General features: G+C 63.1%; 12 protein-coding genes and 1 pseudogene. 7 read left to right on the plus strand and 6 right to left on the minus strand.

The genetic code is table 11. The features are described from left to right. Positions 1–131: 131 nt before the first annotated feature. The 4 genes from CUJ90_RS20810 (at position 132) to CUJ90_RS20825 (ending at position 3,809) form a co-directional block, all read left to right on the plus strand. A complete protein-coding gene (locus CUJ90_RS20810; protein ID WP_114163838.1) occupies positions 132–1,559 on the plus strand; it encodes a cache domain-containing protein in 1,428 nt (475 codons plus the stop codon). Continuing rightward, positions 1,556–2,209, plus strand: coding sequence for a response regulator (locus tag CUJ90_RS20815; protein ID WP_073430212.1), 654 nt, complete (start codon positions 1,556–1,558; stop codon positions 2,207–2,209). The genes CUJ90_RS20810 and CUJ90_RS20815 overlap by 4 nt, the downstream gene beginning before the upstream one ends. Before the next feature lie 56 nt (positions 2,210–2,265). Beyond that, entirely contained in the window at positions 2,266–2,817 is a 552-nt protein-coding gene (locus CUJ90_RS20820; RefSeq protein ID WP_073430213.1) for a hypothetical protein, read from the plus strand. Between the two features lie 104 nt (positions 2,818–2,921). After that, positions 2,922–3,809 carry a DUF72 domain-containing protein gene (locus CUJ90_RS20825; RefSeq protein WP_073430214.1) on the plus strand — a complete coding sequence of 296 codons (888 nt, stop codon included), beginning with the start codon at positions 2,922–2,924 and terminating at the stop codon, positions 3,807–3,809. Between the two features lie 12 nt (positions 3,810–3,821). Here the strand turns inward: CUJ90_RS20825 and CUJ90_RS20830 are convergent, their stop codons facing one another. From CUJ90_RS20830 to CUJ90_RS20850, 5 genes are all read right to left on the minus strand, one after another. Continuing rightward, positions 3,822–4,304 carry a hypothetical protein gene (locus CUJ90_RS20830; protein ID WP_073430215.1) on the minus strand — a complete coding sequence of 161 codons (483 nt, stop codon included), beginning with the start codon at positions 4,302–4,304 and terminating at the stop codon, positions 3,822–3,824. A 22-nt stretch (positions 4,305–4,326) separates the two neighbouring features. Continuing rightward, a complete protein-coding gene (locus CUJ90_RS20835; protein ID WP_114163839.1) occupies positions 4,327–5,169 on the minus strand; it encodes an H-NS family nucleoid-associated regulatory protein in 843 nt (280 codons plus the stop codon). A gap of 211 nt (positions 5,170–5,380) precedes the next feature. Further along, complete coding sequence (locus CUJ90_RS20840) at positions 5,381–5,719, minus strand: hypothetical protein (RefSeq protein WP_073430217.1); 339 nt, start codon at positions 5,717–5,719, stop codon at positions 5,381–5,383. Between the two features lie 300 nt (positions 5,720–6,019). Continuing rightward, a complete protein-coding gene (locus CUJ90_RS20845) occupies positions 6,020–7,093 on the minus strand; it encodes a DUF6765 family protein (protein ID WP_073430218.1) in 1,074 nt (357 codons plus the stop codon). A gap of 411 nt (positions 7,094–7,504) precedes the next feature. Further along, positions 7,505–7,855, minus strand: a complete 351-nt coding sequence (locus tag CUJ90_RS20850; RefSeq protein ID WP_176035791.1) for an FKBP-type peptidyl-prolyl cis-trans isomerase — start codon at positions 7,853–7,855, stop codon at positions 7,505–7,507. A 251-nt stretch (positions 7,856–8,106) separates the two neighbouring features. Here CUJ90_RS20850 and CUJ90_RS20855 point away from each other — a divergent pair, with 251 nt between their 5' ends. After that, on the plus strand, positions 8,107–9,396 hold the full coding sequence (locus tag CUJ90_RS20855) for an NRAMP family divalent metal transporter (protein WP_073430219.1): 1,290 nt from the start codon (positions 8,107–8,109) through the stop codon (positions 9,394–9,396). Between the two features lie 431 nt (positions 9,397–9,827). On the opposite strand, the gene CUJ90_RS20865 is transcribed toward CUJ90_RS20855, so the two are convergent. Continuing rightward, positions 9,828–10,838, minus strand: coding sequence for a carbon-nitrogen hydrolase family protein (locus CUJ90_RS20865; RefSeq protein ID WP_235005004.1), 1,011 nt, complete (start codon positions 10,836–10,838; stop codon positions 9,828–9,830). A 1-nt stretch (position 10,839) separates the two neighbouring features. On the opposite strand from CUJ90_RS20865, the pseudogene CUJ90_RS20870 reads away from it, so the two are divergent. Continuing rightward, positions 10,840–11,132, plus strand: a pseudogene (locus CUJ90_RS20870) (DNA ligase-associated DEXH box helicase); the annotation flags it as partial. Between the two features lie 2,781 nt (positions 11,133–13,913). After that, the gene (locus tag CUJ90_RS20890; RefSeq protein ID WP_114163841.1) at positions 13,914–15,305 is read left to right on the plus strand and encodes an FAD-binding oxidoreductase; all 1,392 of its coding nucleotides are present in this window, start codon (positions 13,914–13,916) and stop codon (positions 15,303–15,305) included. The last annotated feature ends 124 nt before the right edge of the window (positions 15,306–15,429 follow it).

Genomic DNA, 15,429 nt, shown 5'->3' on the forward strand with positions numbered 1-15,429 from the left:
GCGGCGGCTTCGCCGCAAGGCGCGGGACGCCGTGGGGATGTAGTATTCGCCTTCGTGAGCGTCGTCACAAGCGCGCAACTACGTAAGCCCGCTACGTGATACTACGTAGCCCGTCGGCCGTCTTTTCTACGATGAAACTCAAAGCCAAGATTGTCCTGCTGGCGATCGTGCCCTTCCTGGCGGCCATCGCGAGCATCGAAAGCGGCGTTCGCCATGAGGCGGTCGAACTCGCCAGGACCCAGCACGCGACCACCCAGGCCGCGTACATGGCGAGCAAGGAAGTCGAACTCAAGCATTACGTCGAACTGGCGACCACCGCGATCGCGCCGCTCTACGAGGCCGCCCACGACAATGCGCGCGACGATGCCTTGCTGCGCACGCGCGCGCTCGACGTTCTGGAAAGCATGGACTTCGGCCGCGACGGCTATTTCTTCGTCTACGACATGCATGGCCGCTCGCTGATGCATCCGCGCGAGCCGAACCTGGTGGGCCGCGATCTTTCGGAGTTGCGCGATCCGCAAGGCACGCCGACCATCCAGCGTCTGCTCGCCGCAGCCTCGCGCGGCGGCGGCTATGTGCGCTACATGTGGCATCGTCCGTCGACGGGCAAGCTCGCCTCGAAGCTCGGCTACGTGGTGCCGCTCGAACGCTGGGGCTGGATGATCGGCACCGGCATCTATCTCGACGACGTGGATCTCGCGCTGGCGCGCATCGACCGGGAAGCTGCGGCCAACATCGATCGCACGATGATGTGGATCGACGCGATCGCCGTGGCGGGGCTCGCGGTAATCGCGCTGTGCGCGCTCGTGCTCAACTTCACCGAATACCGCAGCGCCGATGCCAAATTGAAGCGGCTCGCGCGGCAGGTGGTGGAGTCGCAGGAAAACGAACGGGCGCGTTTGTCGCGTGAACTGCACGACGGCATCAGCCAGATGATGGTCTGCGTGAAGCTGCTGCTCGAATCGGCGCTCGCGCGTTTCGAGCGCAGCGAAACGCGCGTGCCCGCCGCGGAAGCCGCACTGTCGACCAGTCTCGCGCGGCTCGGCGACACCTTGCGCGAGGTGCGCCGCATTTCCCATGCGCTGCGTCCGTCGATGCTCGACGACCTCGGCGTCGCGGCCGCATTGGAACAGCTCACGCGCGAACTGAGCGAGCAGTCGGGCATCGAAATCGGCTTCACGCAAATCACGCACACCCATGCAGCGGTGTTGCCCGAAGCGGTCAACACCGTGCTGTTCCGTATCGCGCAGGAAGCGCTGACCAACATCGTGCGCCACGCGCAGGCGTCGAGCGCGGCGATGGCGCTAGAAATCTCGAACGACGCCGTCACGCTCTCGATCGCGGACGACGGCCGCGGCTTCGACGTCACGCATGCCTTCGTCGGCCGGCGCTCGGGCGTGGGTCTGCGCAACATGCGCGAGCGGCTCGAAGCGCTCGGCGGCAACCTGTCGCTCAGTTCGCAGCCCCGCCATACCCTCGTCACCGCCCGCGTGCCGCTCGGAACGGGCGAGCCTCGAAACGAGCCGCAATCGCCGGCCTTGCAGGATATTCGATCATGAACGACACCCCACCCGCCGTCGCCCGTCTGATTCTCGTCGACGATCATCCGCTCGTGCGCGACGGTTTGCGCGCCCGGCTCGAAGCGGTGCGCAACATCGAAATCGTCGGCGAGGCGGGCAATGCGCAGGAAGCGCTCGCGCTCGCCGCCAGTTGCGAGCCGCACCTCGTGCTGATGGACGTGGGCATGAACGGCATGAACGGCATCGCATTGGCCGGCATGTTTCATGAACGCTTCCCGGCCATTCGCGTGCTGATGCTCTCGATGCACGACAACCTCGAATACGTGACCCAGGCGGTGCGCGCGGGCGCCAGCGGCTATGTGCTGAAGGACTCCCCCGCCACCGAGATCATTCAGGCGATCGGCGCGGTGCTCGACGGCAAGCAGTTCTTCAGCGCGGGGCTCGGTGCGCGTCTGATCCAGGCGTCCGCGATGCAAGCGCCGATTGAACGGCTCACGCCGCGCGAGCGCGATATTCTCGACGCGCTCGCGGAAGGGCTGTCGAGCAAGCAGATCGCCCAGCGCAATGATCTGTCGGTGCGCACGGTGGAAACGCATCGGCTGAATCTGAAACGCAAGCTCGATATCGAAGGTCAGGCGGAACTGATCAAGTTCGCGGTGGAGAACCGGCGCACGCATCGTGGATCTTGAGTCCCGCACCGCAATCGCCGCATAATCGGCAAGCCCCCTAACCGGAGCGGACGACGATGAAACGCCTGATCCCGATGCGGCTGGCGAGCCTGCTGATCTGCTTGGCCGCGCTGCCGATCGCGCATGCCGATGCGGAAGAACCGCGCATCAACCGCGGCCACGACCCGTTCTTTCAGATTTCGCAAGCGATCGGCGAATGTCCTGTGCCGTTGGGCCCGCTCGAAACCGAAAAGGAATGGCTCGACGACAGCCATTACCGGATCGAACGCGGCAATAGCTGCTGGGTGGAGGGCCGCTGCCGTTTGCCGAACGCGTACCTGTACGACAAGGAAATCGTGGAGGCCGTGCAACGCCGTCTCACGAACATCAATTTCGCCACGCATTGGCGCGAACAATCGACGCTGTGGCTGACGTTGCAACGCCGCTTCATCTACGTGGAGGGCTGCGTTGCGCCTGGCTTCGACAAACGCGCCTTTCTCGCGGAACTCGCAAAAACCGCGGACGTGGAGCGCGTGATCGACAACACGACGAAGAACCCGCGCGCGGCGCGATTGCCCTACAGGACGCTTTCGGAGCCGGACAGGCCGGTGCTCGATCCCGGCAACTAGCTCACAGCCGGATCGCTAGTCACCCACGCCATTACGCGTCGCCATTGTCAGGACCGCGCCTTGCTACGCAGCAAAAGACACGGGTTCAGCGAGGCACGCTTAGTGTGAGAAAGAAGTCCGTCCATGTACGCATCGGCATTTCCGGCTGGCGTTATGAAGGCTGGCGCGGCGTCTTTTACCCGGAAGATCTCAAGCAGGCGAGAGAATTGGACTTTGCTTCGCGCGAGGTCGAGACGATCGAAATAAACGGCTCGCATTACTCGCTGCAAAGCTTGAACAGTTATCGGAGCTGGTACGAAGCCACGCCCGCCGAGTTTGTTTTCAGCGTCAAGGGACCGCGTTATCTCACGCATATGCTGCGCTTTCGCGACGAAACCGCGCGGCCGGCCATTGCCAACTTTTTCGCTTCCGGCGTGCTGGCGTTAAAAGAAAAGCTCGGCCCGTTCCTTTGGCAATTCCCGCCGAACTTCAAGTTCGATGCCGAACGGCTCGAACGATTCTTCGCGTTGCTTCCTCGCGATACGGAGTCGGCCGCGGCGCTGGCGCGTCAGCACGACGCCCGTGTAAAGACGCCTTATTGCGTAGTTGAACGCAAACGGCGCTTGCGGCACGCCATAGAGATTCGCCATCCGAGCTTTTGCACGCCCGACTTTCCGGCGCTGCTGCGCAAGCATCGGGTGGCCTGTGTGATTTCCGATTCCGTCGCCGAATGGCCCTATACCGAGGACGTGACGGCGGACTTCATCTACATCCGCTTGCACGGCACGGAAACGCTTTACGGCGGACAGTACGCCGATCCGGCGCTCGAACGTTGGGCCAGCAGAATAGCAACATGGGCCGCGGGAAAAGAACCGGACGACGCGCAACGGTTCTCACCCGCACCGGCGCCGCTGCGCAAAAGCCGGGATGTGTTCTGCTATTTCGACAACGACAAGAAAGTTCAGGCGCCATTCGACGCGAAGCGCCTAATGAGTCTTCTGGCGAAAGCCTAGCGTTTACCGCCCTCAGCGAACCAGCGAGAACGCTTCCCGAATGGCGATTTCACCCGCGCCATATACGCCGACCACGGTGTAGTCCGACGCCACGCATTCGAACGTCGACGCCTGAAACGTGAGCACGAAATGGCGCCGCGCGAGTTCCGCCGAAGCGACCGCTGCAATTTCGGCGGCCAGCGACGAAGCGATAACCTCGTGAACCGAGTACCCGGCCAAACCTTGCGACGCAAGCGGATGAATGCCGAGATCGCTATCGCCGGGCGGACCCAAACGATGAAACGCAGTGTCTGGAAATAGCACCGCGCAAAACGGATCGTCGTCGGGATCGAATGGCCCGAAGCGTTCGAAGTCGGATTCGGCGATCGGATAAGCCAGAATCACCCGCCGGTCGCTGGCAACGATGAAAGGCTCGGCGGCATCCGCCGCCGGATGAGGAACGGAGTCCAGCAGGACGACGTGATCTTCCTGCTGGGGTAGTTCGATACTGGTCATCGGCTTCACGACTCCGATGCGCTTACGCGCTGGCTTGCACCGTCGAGCTTTGCGGCGCTGCGGCAACGCTCGCCGCACCGGCCTTGCCGCTAGCGGCGGTTTTGGGCGCCTTGCCTGCTGCCCTGGCCGACCGCTTCGTGGCTGCTTTGGTTGCGGTGAGCTTCTTCGCGGCGGGTTTGACGGCGCGTTTTTTTACCGCGACTTTCCGGGTTGCCGAGGTTGCCGAAGTTGCCTTCTTTGCCGCGGTCTTTCTCGAAGCGACAGCCTTCTTTGCCGCGGCTTTCTTGCTCGCTGCGCCGCTGGCGGCCGCCGATTTCGGTTTGCTTGCGTCGCTCGCCGCCGTTGCACCACCGATCAGGAATTTGCTGCGGTCCTTGACGGTTGCCAGCCATGCAGGCGCCGGACCACGTCCGCTCCAGGTAGCGCCGGTTTTCGGGTTCAGATACTTGGGAGGTTGCGCGCCTTTTGGCTGACCTTTGCCGCGCTTCGCGCGAGTGACCGGGCTCTTGACCGCGGAAGTGGATTCGCTCGCGCCCTCGACCAGGAATTGAGTACGGTCTTTCACGCCGGAGATCCAGCCCGGTGCGCGGCCGTGGCCGGTCCAGGTCGCACCGGTCTTGGGGTCGCGGTACTTCGGCTTGCCCGAGACGGCGGCTTTTGCCTTGCCGTTTCCTGCATGTCCATTCAGCGCTTTCGCGGCGCGCCTCGCTTTCGCGCCCGCTTCGATATCGGCGGTAGTCAGGCCGTGCTTGAGCATCAGGTCGCGAATCTGGTCGACTGCGATTTTTGCTTTCCTGGCAATAAGGACATCGGCTTGCGCCTGGAGCTTCCTTAGCTTCGCCTGGATTTGATCTAACGTGGGCATTTGATTGCTCCTTATGTGGTAATCGATCGAACTATGCCACGAATGGCGAGAGAAAGGCAGATCCTGCGACTATAAAGACACACGTCTTAATCGATTACGCATTGGGTGCAGTGCGAATCTTTCGAGCTCACTACGAAATCGCCGCATTGATTTTGTCTTTCCCGTGTCTTTCCTCCCGTGCCTTCTTCTCCTTTCCAATTCTTCGACCCACTTACGTCGGCGTAAAAACGACGGCCTGGCGATCGGCGATGTACCTCACGCTACGCATGAAGCGGTACTGCTGATCGTCGGCGGTTATCCGGTTGAGTCCGAGGCGCGTCAACGCCAGCATCTCATCGGCCTGGAAAGCGGCCACGACGCCGTGGTCCGTCAGGTCCTCCAATGCGCCGGACGGATCGCCGACATAAACGCTGCGCACCTGCGTGCCGATCCGCATGAGGATCACACTTTCGCCTTCGTCGAGCGCCAGTTCGAGATAGCGCGCAAGTATTCGCAACGATTCCGGCGTGCAAGCCTGGGGCTGATAGATCACAGCATTCGAGCGCGTCATTTGCATTCCCCGTCACCCACATGAAAGAACCCGCCCGCCACCCGGCGGCAATAGCCGCTTCTACTATAGGCAAGCATTCGGAGATTCACAGGGCCATAGTACTTTTTTTATTGTTTCGATGGGCCCGCGCGGGGAAAGAACTGAAAGAAACGCTATCGGAAGGAGAAACCGGCCGCCCGGCGGCGACGGATTTCGCGCGCCGGAAACGCCTTAAACCCAAAGAACCCGATGTAAGAGCAGACGGCGCAATATCAGCAAGCGAGACTCAATAGCCGAATAACCGGACGCCGCCGGCGGCGTTTACGCGATCCGTAGTCCGTGATCCGGCAGAATCTCTTGAGTGGTCACGAAGCGATGTTGTTTGACTGCGTCGTGAAATAACCGGTAATCGCTTTTCTCGAACGCTGCCGTCCAGCGAGGGCGCTCGCCGGTATCATCGTGCGATTTCAAGCCAGTGGCTTTGTATTTCCACGAGCCGGGGCCCTTGGGCACATAGTTCGGAATCGACTCCTTCAGGCCGGGAATGGCGCCGGCTTCCACCGCCGCGCAAATGGTCAACAAGCGTTCGTTGTCGTCCCCATGCCGGTTGGTGTCGAGCAGGCGCGTGAGCGCCTCTTTCACGTCATGCGGCAGGCCGGGCTGCGTGTCGAAATCTTCCCGGCCCGCTACATGGGCACGCACCGCGCGGCAACTCATTTCAGCCGCCTGCATGAACTCCGGCAAATTGTGTCTTTCAACGCGAATGTTCCTGCCGTCGACGTAATGCCATTTTGCCCACGGCTGGTCAGGATAGTGCAAGGCCGCGCCGTGACCGACAGGCAGCGCGATCGTCAGCACGTCCTCCTCGATATGCTCGATCAGATGCCGAGTGGCGCGGCCCAGGCGGGCAAGCCAGCCTTCGTGCGTGCAATCTTCCGCTACCAGCGAACTCACCCGGTTCGCCGGACTTTCGATGCCCGCGAAGCCCTGATGCGCCCAGGTATCGACATACGTGTGAAGCGTCACACCGAGTCGATGTAAACCCGTATCGGCGTCTCGCTGCCGGATCGCGCGCCGCACTACCTCGCGCGCGATTGCGCTGTCCGGCCGGCACACGGCTTTTTCGTGCAGCGTTTCTCCTTCACCGGCCGGCAGAAAATGAAACGGCGTCCATACCAGCCGGTTCTGGTCGTCCTCGGTATTGGCGTAGTCGAATAACCTGTGCGCAGTGGCAAAACGCTCGAAGGTCTCGCCGCCCGCAAAGCGCAGTATTCCCGTGGTGGTGGCGTCGTCGACATACTGGCACGCGTGCGCCACCGTGAGCGCCTCGCGAGCCGTCATGCCGCCAACACGGGCGACGATGTAGACCACCCCATAGTGAAAGTCGATATTCATGACGGGCGCTCCTGAAGCGCGGGGAATGACAGCGGGGTTTATCGGCTGCGCGGTGAGCCGCGCTGGAGCGGCGGCGCATGAGCATGAGCACGTAGTAAACGACCGGGCGCGGCGGGTCTTTAAAGAACTCGCCGCCGATGCCTCTCCAGACGCTGAACGCCTCTTCTCTCGCATGAACGAGAAGACTCGCGACAAACGGACATTGAATGACCGGCGTTTATCTTCTTGCACGGTCCGTTTGCTTGATCACGTTTTCTTTCTTGCAGGCATTCGTCATGCGAAACGTCATGCAAAACGGTATTGTCGACGCTTTTCGCGCTTGCCGGATCAAAACGCCCAGACGGTCTTTTCCAACAAAAAGCCCCGCTGCGATCTTCACAGCGGGGCTTGTTCCTTGCGCGTTGCGCGCTTTTACTTTTCGATGCCGACCAGTTCGACTTCGAAAGTCAGATCGCTGTTCGGCGGAATCGGACCGACGCCGCGTTCACCGTAAGCGGTCGCCGCCGGGCAGGTCAGCTTGGCCTTGCCGCCGACCTTCATCTTCTGCACGCCTTGCGTCCAGCACGGAATCACGCGATTGAGCGGAAACGTTGCGGGGCCGCCGTGCTTCGCGGAGCTGTCGAACTCGGTGCCGTTGGCGAGCGTGCCACGGTAGCTGACCTTCACGACCGAGTCGGCGGCCGGCTGCGCGCCCGTGCCCTGCGTGAGATGTTCGACGACCACGCCGGAAGGCAATTTCTCGGTGGTGGGAGCAGCGGCCATTGCCGTGGAAGAAAGAACAGCCGCGGCAACCAGGGCACCGACAGATTTCAAGGCGAATTTCAAAGCGAGTCTCCAGGTGGAAAGTGCGGGTCATTGTAGCGGATGACATGTTGCCCAGCGCCGCGCGGCGACGCAAGCAATCACACATCCCGTTGCAATTGAACGCCGCGGAAGTGGCACGAAGAATGCTGACTCGCTCGCATGCGATTCATACGGCGTTCGGGACGGCTCTCTTCACGTGCGGATAACACATGACCACTGACAACATGGAACCGGAACTCGTCGTCGAGGACCGCGCCGAGCGTTCGTGGATGAGGCGGCTCGGCCCGGGCCTCATCACCGGCGCCGCGGACGACGACCCCAGCGGCATCGGCACCTACTCGCAAGCCGGCGCGCAATTCGGCTACGGGTTGTTATGGACGCTGCTGATCACCTACCCGCTCATGGCGTCGATCCAGTTGGTCTGCGCGAGGATGGGACGCGTGACGGGCAGTGGGCTCGCCACGAACCTGCGCCGCCACTACCCTGCCCCGCTGTTATATCTCGCGGTACTGATCCTGCTGACCGCGAACATCATCAACATCGCCGCCGACCTCGCGGCAATGGCAGCAGCCGCGACACTGGTGATAGGCGGGCCGGTTCAACTGTATGTCGCGTTGTTCGGCACGGTGTCCTTGTTGATGCAGGTCTTCATTTCGTACGAGCGTTACTCCGGCATTCTGAAGTGGCTGACGCTCGTGCTGTTCGCCTACGTCGCGATCGTTTTCGTGATTCCGATCGACTGGAAGACGGTCGGCCTGAGCATCGTCAAGCCGCCGATCCAATGGTCCGGCGACTATCTCACCACCGTGATCGCGGTACTCGGCACCACGATCAGCCCTTACCTGTTCTTCTGGCAGGCCTCGCAGGAAGTCGAGGAGATTCGCTCGGAGCCCGCACAGCGTCCGCTATTGCGCGCGCCGATGCAGGCGTCGGTGCAACTGAAGCGGATCAACCTGGACACATGGGTCGGCATGGCCGTTTCGAATGGCGTGGCGTTCTTCATCATGCTGGCGGCGGCCGCCACGCTGAACGTGCATCACGTCGAGGTGAAAACGACCGCCGACGCCGCCACTGCGCTCAAGCCGATCGCCGGCGATCTGGCCTTCGCGCTATTCAGTGTCGGGATCATCGGCACGGGTCTGCTGGCTTTGCCGGTACTCGCGGGGTCCGCCGCCTACGCGGCAGCGGGCACGATGCGATGGAAGAACAGCCTCGCTTTGCAGGTGAATCTGGCGAAACAGTTCTACGGCGTGATCGCCTTGGCGATTCTCGGCGGCATCGCGCTCACGTTCATGCATCTCGATCCGATCAAGGCGTTGTACTGGAGCGCGGTGATCAACGGAATCGCGGCCGTGCCGATCATGGCCCTGGTGATGTTGATGGCGGGCAGCAGCAAGGTGATGGGGCAATTCGCGGTGACCGGCTGGTTGCGCTGGATGGGGTGGACCGCGACCGTCGCAATGGCGCTGGCCGCGCTCGGCGTTGTGTGGCCGGATTGACTCGGTGCGGTTTGGTCGCCGCGTTGGGCTCGTTGGGCTCGTTGGGCTTGTTGGGCTTGTTGGGCTTGTTGGGCTTGTTGGGCTTGTTGGGCTCGTTGGGCTTGTTGGGCTTGTTGGGCTTGTTGGGCTTGTTGGGCTTGTTGGGCTTGTTGGGCTTGTTGGGCTTGTTGGGCTTGTTGGGCTTGTTGGGCTTGTTGGGCTTGTTGGGCTTGTTGGGCTTGTTGGGCTTGTTGGGCTTGTTGGGCTTGTTGGGCTTGTTGGGCTTGTTGGGCTTGTTGGCGCGTTGGGCGCGTTGGGCGCGTTGGGCTCGTTGGGCTCGTTGGGCTCGTTGGGCTCGTTGGGCTCGTTGGGCTCGTTGGGCTCGTTGGGCTCGTTGGCGCGTTGGCGCGTTGGCGCGTTGGCGCGGTAATCGACGCAAGCTGTCGGCGCGATCAATCGAGGCTCTGCACCACGTAGTCGCCCGCCATCGCATCGCCTCGCGCGTTGAAGTCGGCCAGTACCGTCTCGCGCGCACGAACGTCGGTCAGCACGGCCGGATCGAGTAGCGCGGTGATGACTTCGTCGCGCTCGCGGCCCGCCTCGGTCAGCACATCGCCGTACGGGCTCCAGATCGCGCTCGAACCGCACGTCGACCAGCCGCCGGTCGTGCCGACGTGATTCGACATGAGCACGTACACGGTGTTGTCGAAGGCACGCGCCGGAAACCAGATGCGTGACTGGTGATAACCGCTCTTGACGCTAAAGAGCGCGCTCACCAGGTAAGCGTGCGCGCCGTTGAGCGCGGCAAGCCGGGCATGTTCCGGAAAGCCGGAGTCGTAGCACACGCCGAGTGCGAGGCGCCAGCCGTCGAGTTCGAGCATGCCGCCGTGCGTGCCCGGCCGGTAGATTTCCGTCTCGCTACGGTAGAGGTATTGCTTGTGATAAGGCTCGATCTGCTCGCCGCGACGGTTGAACACCAGCGAGGAAATACGAAGCCCGTCCGCGCCGCGCGTGGCCGCGCCGACGACGACGGCAATCTCCCGCTGACGGCACACCTTGCGAATCGGTTCGAGCCGGGCATCGTGTGCATCGAATGCATAGTTCGTTGGATCGCCGGCAATCAGGTCGGGCTCATATCCGCTCAGGAATTTCTCGGGGAATACCACCAGCTTCGCGCCGTGATCGGCGGCGAGGCGGGTCAGTTCGACCGTTCTTGCGATGTTGGCGGTGACGTCGCCCGAAACGGGTTGAGCCTGGGCCGCCGCGATTCGCAACGACGTTTGCGGCAACGATGCCTGTTTGTTATTCAACGCGAACTCCGTTATGAATGGACCATTGCGTATGCGCCCGCTTCTGACTGTCAGCTTTCGAGAGCGGCGAGCGAAGCCTCGGCATTTAAACACGGACACCGTGGCGCGCGTTAGTGCCAGGGTACCGGGTCCGCGGGTCCAGAAGACATCCACCAGCGTCGACTCGTCCGAACTCTCGATGCGGCGCTTTCGCGCGATTGCGCGCGTTCGGGGCGGGTGTTTCGGGAGCATCCCGCACAGCAGAAAAGCGCGCGGCAATTGCAGGCGTCGAGGGGTCTTTTCCATGAGATCTTCCGCAATCACGATAGCGGCAATCCGCTGCTCGATCAGGCCGATGCGGAAGTGCTGTTGCAGGAACTCGACGCCCGGCGCATTCGTACTGCGCGCAAACGCATGAACGCGAGCCGCGTGGTCATTACGCGGCCCAAAAACCCGACACCGTTTGCGCGATCTTCGATCCGGCGCTGCGTTGTGGTGCGTGTGTCTGATTTGTTGCTGTCGGCTCGTTTGCTGTGAGCGGCCCGGCAGGTGTGCGCTTGGGCCCGACGTCGGAACGGGAGGCCGGTTGCCCGGCCGCCCGAAGCCTGTCCGCATTTTTGCGGGCGCCGCGTTAGTGGCCGCGGCCACCGCCGCCGACGCCGCCGCCGAAGCCGCCGCCACGGCCGAAGCCACCGCCTTGGCCTTGACCGCCGTTGCCTTGACCGCTGCCGCCTTGGCCACCGGCGTGACCACCGCCGCCTTGACCGCTGCTGCCCTGGCCACCACCGCCTTGGCCACCGCTACCTTGACTGCCACCGCCTTGACTGCCACCGCCTTGGCCAGCGCTGCCATGACCGCCGCCTTGGCCACCGCCGCCTTGGCCACCGCCGCCTTGGCCACCGCCGCCTTGACCGCCGCCGCCTTGACCGCCGCCGCCTTGACCGCCACCACCTTGGCCTCCGCCGCCTTGGCCACCACCGCCTTGGCCACCACCGCCTTGGCCACCACCGCCATGACCGCCACCACCTTGGCCACCGCCACCTTGGCCACCGCCGCCTTGACCACCACCGCCATGACCGCCGCCGCCTTGACCACCACCGCCTTGACCTCCACCACCTTGGCCACCGCCGCCTTGACCACCACCACCTTGGCCACCCCCGCCATGACTACCACCGCCATGACCACCACCGCCATGACCGCCGCCACCTTGACCACCACCACCTTGGCCACCGCCGCCATGACCGCCGCCGCCTTGGCCACCACCGCCTTGGCCACCACCACCTTGACCACCACCACCTTGGCCACCACCGCCTTGGCCACCACCACCTTGACCACCACCACCTTGGCCACCGCCGCCATGACCACCACCGCCATGACCGCCGCCGCCTTGGCCACCACCGCCTTGGCCACCACCTTGGCCACCGCCGCCATGACCGCCACCACCATGACCGCTGCCGCCATGACCGCTGCCGCCATCCCCTCCGCTACCTGTTCCTCCACTGCCAGTGCCACCACTCCCAGTCCCGCCACTCCCAGTCCCACCACTTCCAGTCCCACCACTCCCAGTGCCACCACTTCCAGTCCCGCCACTTCCAGTCCCGCCACTTCCAGTCCCGCCACTTCCAGTCCCACCACTCCCAGTCCCGCCACTCCCAGTCCCGCCACTCCCAGTCCCACCAGTCCCAGTCCCGCCACTTCCAGTCCCGCCACTCCCCGTCCCGCCACTTCCAGTCCCGCCACTCCCAGTCCCACCACCCCCACTCCCACCACTCCCAGTCCCACCACCCCCAACCCCACCACCCCCAACCCCACCACTTCCTGTTCCCCCATCGCCCGCACCCGCACCACCGCCGCCCCCACCACCCGCAGCCACGCCTCCTTGCCCCCCACTACCCGGACTCCCCGCACCGACTCCTGCCGCCCCCGAGTTCGCGCCTCCTCGCGCGCCGCCCGCTCCCAAGCCTGCCGACGCGGTCCCACTTCCATCACTGCCCGGAGCCCCTCCGGCCTCCGCTGAACCCGGACCCTCAGCCGCGGCGGCAGCCACGCCGATTCCGACAGACGTCGACAAGCTATCGGCTTCCTGCTTACAACCTGGCGTGTCGAACATCGGGCAATCGATTGGCAATGCTTGCGCGACGATCATCTCCGCCGGACTGACCGGCGGTGCGGCAAATAATGCAGGATTAGTTTCAGCGCCCGCCATCGCCGCATACAGACTCACGGCAGCCGCCAATACCGCCTTGCGCGTCCCCAACGCCCGCGCGTCCCCGTTTTGCTTTTTCATTTCATGCTCCCCATTTTTTTATCGAAAGACCGGACTGGATAACGAGTGAATCTCAGCTCACTGTGCAAAATGAAACTTCAAAGCCCAGTCGGCATTGCCTCGCGTTACAGCGGAACGCATCGCATCCGGCATCTTCTTTCTCGCGGAAAATCCCGTTCCGATTCGAGGTGATCCGAGAGAAACGACTAGCGATGCGCGAACAAAACCGCTAACGCACGCATCAGGGCCTGATGGAGGCTAAAGTTATGCGGAGCGTCATCGAGTGACGGTGCGTTAGCCCACGCAATGCGATACCGCCGAGGCGTTTCCATTAATTTCGCAATGGGAATGTCGGCAATCGTCAATTGCCGGATTCGCGGATTCCGCTATACGTTCTGCTGCATACGCAATCCGAGCCATTACCTTTACTTCCGGCTTTTGCGTCGCCGAATGAATCGAATCGCTGCAACGGATCTCGCACCGCGAGTGCCGACACGTACAGGAAAATAAGTGGGCTATGGCTAGTCGGATCGCTTCGATAAGTACTTATCCGAACACAGCAGGTGGATTGCGATAGCGCGAGTGAGAGCAATCCCACAGACAGCCGACACCAGAGCGTTCCACACTGTTATCGCGCCATCTATCGTTGGACTTCGCCAACGCACGAGAAACACCGAGCCAATGAAAACGCGGACACGTCATTGCCAGGCGGCATGCCCGATGAGTTCGCCTCGCCGCTTTTTTTCCGAAGCATTCCCATCATCCACGCCACCGGTACACGCTGCAGTGACCGCGCGCCCCGCGGACGCTTGCTGCATGAGCTTCGCACAGCGGCGGCGCAAAGCGCGGGTAAACCTATGTTTGACTTAAGGATGCCGGCCCGTTTACTGAAACAGACCAAATTGCCCAACGCATATTCGTTTTTGATTTGATCGGCTGAATAGTGCGCCGGGAGCGTCTTCCACTATCTCACGAGGTGTGCCATGGCTCAGGTGTCCAGTAGCGCCATCGACGAACTGAAAACGGCCGTGCGCGGCGAACTGCTGCTGCCCGACGACGCGGGCTTCGACGAAGCCCGCAGCATCTGGAATGCAATGATCGACAAACGCCCCGCGATGATCCTGCGTTGCGCGGGCGTCGCGGACGTGCGCCGCGGCGTCGCCTTCGCGCGCGACAACGACCTGCCGCTCGCGATGCGCGGCGGCGGCCACAACATCGCCGGCAGCGCGTTGTGCGACGACGGCCTGGTGATCGACCTGTCGCCGATGAAATCCGTGCGTATCGATCCGGCGGCGCGACGCGCCTACGTCGAACCGGGCGCGACGCTCGCCGACTTCGATCATGAGGCGCAGGCGTTCGGCCTCGCCACGCCGCTCGGCATCAACTCGACCACGGGCGTGGCGGGCTTGACGCTCGGCGGCGGCTTCGGCTGGCTCAGCCGCAAATACGGCATGACGGTGGACAATCTGCTATCCGCGGACATCGTCACCGCCGACGGCGAGCTGCTCCACGCAAGCGCCGATTCGCACGAAGATCTGTTCTGGGCGATTCGCGGCGGCGGCGGCAATTTCGGCGTCGTCACGCTCTTCGAATTCGCGCTGCATCCGGTCGGCCCGCTGGTATACGGCGGCCTCGTCGTGCTGCCGCTCGATCAGGCGAGGGACGCCCTCGCTCAATACCGCGCGGCGGCGGCCGACATGCCCGAGGATCTGAGCGTATGGGCGGTGCTGCGGCTCGCGCCGCCGCTACCGTTTCTGCCGCCCGAAGCGCACGGCAAGCCGGTGATCGTATTCGCCATGTGCTACTCCGGCCCGGTCGACAACGGACCGCTCGCCGTCGAGTTCGTGCGAGGCTTCGGCACACCCGTCGGCGAACATCTGGGACCAATGCCCTACGCGATGTGGCAACAGGCGTTCGATCCACTGCTCACGCCGGGCGCGCGCAATTACTGGAAGTCGCACAATATCGGCGTCATAGAAGACGGGTTGATCGATGCGCTGCTCGCTGCGATCGACACGTTGCCGTCGCCGCAATGCGAGATCTTTTTCGGTCAGATCGGCGCGCAGACCAGCCGCGTGCCGGTCGAGGCCACCGCCTACTCGAGCCGCGACACGCAGTATGCGATGAACGTGCATGGCCGTTGGGACGACGCAAGCGATGACGAGCGCTGCATCGGCTGGGCGCGCGCGTTCTTCGACGCCGCCGCGCCGTTCGCGTTGGGCAGCGTCTACGTCAACTTCATGACGCAGGAAGAAGGCGGCCGGGTGGCCGATGCGTATGGCCCGAACTACGAGCGCCTCGTCGCCGTGAAAGGCCGCTACGATCCGCACAACCTGTTCCGTCACAACCAGAACATTCAGCCAGCCGTGCGCTAAAGGCAAAGGCCGAAGGGACGAGCGCCCTACACCGCGATCGTGACACCGGCGTGTCCGCCGCCATCCTCTCGAGGCCCGTGCGGCGGACACCAGCTCAATATGATGTGTCAGAATGCGCGGCTGT

This window comes from Paraburkholderia terricola (genome assembly GCF_003330825.1).
GTDB classification, from domain to species: domain Bacteria; phylum Pseudomonadota; class Gammaproteobacteria; order Burkholderiales; family Burkholderiaceae; genus Paraburkholderia; species Paraburkholderia terricola.

What these genes read in the sequence shown, in the direction of transcription:
- CUJ90_RS20810 (WP_114163838.1), top strand. Translation starts at nt 132, where the DNA reads ATGAAACTCAAAGCCAAGATTGTCCTGCTGGCGATCGTGCCCTTCCTG.
- CUJ90_RS20815 (WP_073430212.1), top strand. Translation starts at nt 1,556, where the DNA reads ATGAACGACACCCCACCCGCCGTCGCCCGTCTGATTCTCGTCGACGAT.
- CUJ90_RS20820 (WP_073430213.1), top strand. Translation starts at nt 2,266, where the DNA reads ATGAAACGCCTGATCCCGATGCGGCTGGCGAGCCTGCTGATCTGCTTG.
- CUJ90_RS20830 (WP_073430215.1), bottom strand. Translation starts at nt 4,304, where the DNA reads ATGACCAGTATCGAACTACCCCAGCAGGAAGATCACGTCGTCCTGCTG.
- CUJ90_RS20835 (WP_114163839.1), bottom strand. Translation starts at nt 5,169, where the DNA reads ATGCCCACGTTAGATCAAATCCAGGCGAAGCTAAGGAAGCTCCAGGCG.
- CUJ90_RS20840 (WP_073430217.1), bottom strand. Translation starts at nt 5,719, where the DNA reads ATGACGCGCTCGAATGCTGTGATCTATCAGCCCCAGGCTTGCACGCCG.
- CUJ90_RS20845 (WP_073430218.1), bottom strand. Translation starts at nt 7,093, where the DNA reads ATGAATATCGACTTTCACTATGGGGTGGTCTACATCGTCGCCCGTGTT.
- CUJ90_RS20850 (WP_176035791.1), bottom strand. Translation starts at nt 7,855, where the DNA reads ATGGCCGCTGCTCCCACCACCGAGAAATTGCCTTCCGGCGTGGTCGTC.
- CUJ90_RS20855 (WP_073430219.1), top strand. Translation starts at nt 8,107, where the DNA reads ATGACCACTGACAACATGGAACCGGAACTCGTCGTCGAGGACCGCGCC.
- CUJ90_RS20890 (WP_114163841.1), top strand. Translation starts at nt 13,914, where the DNA reads ATGGCTCAGGTGTCCAGTAGCGCCATCGACGAACTGAAAACGGCCGTG.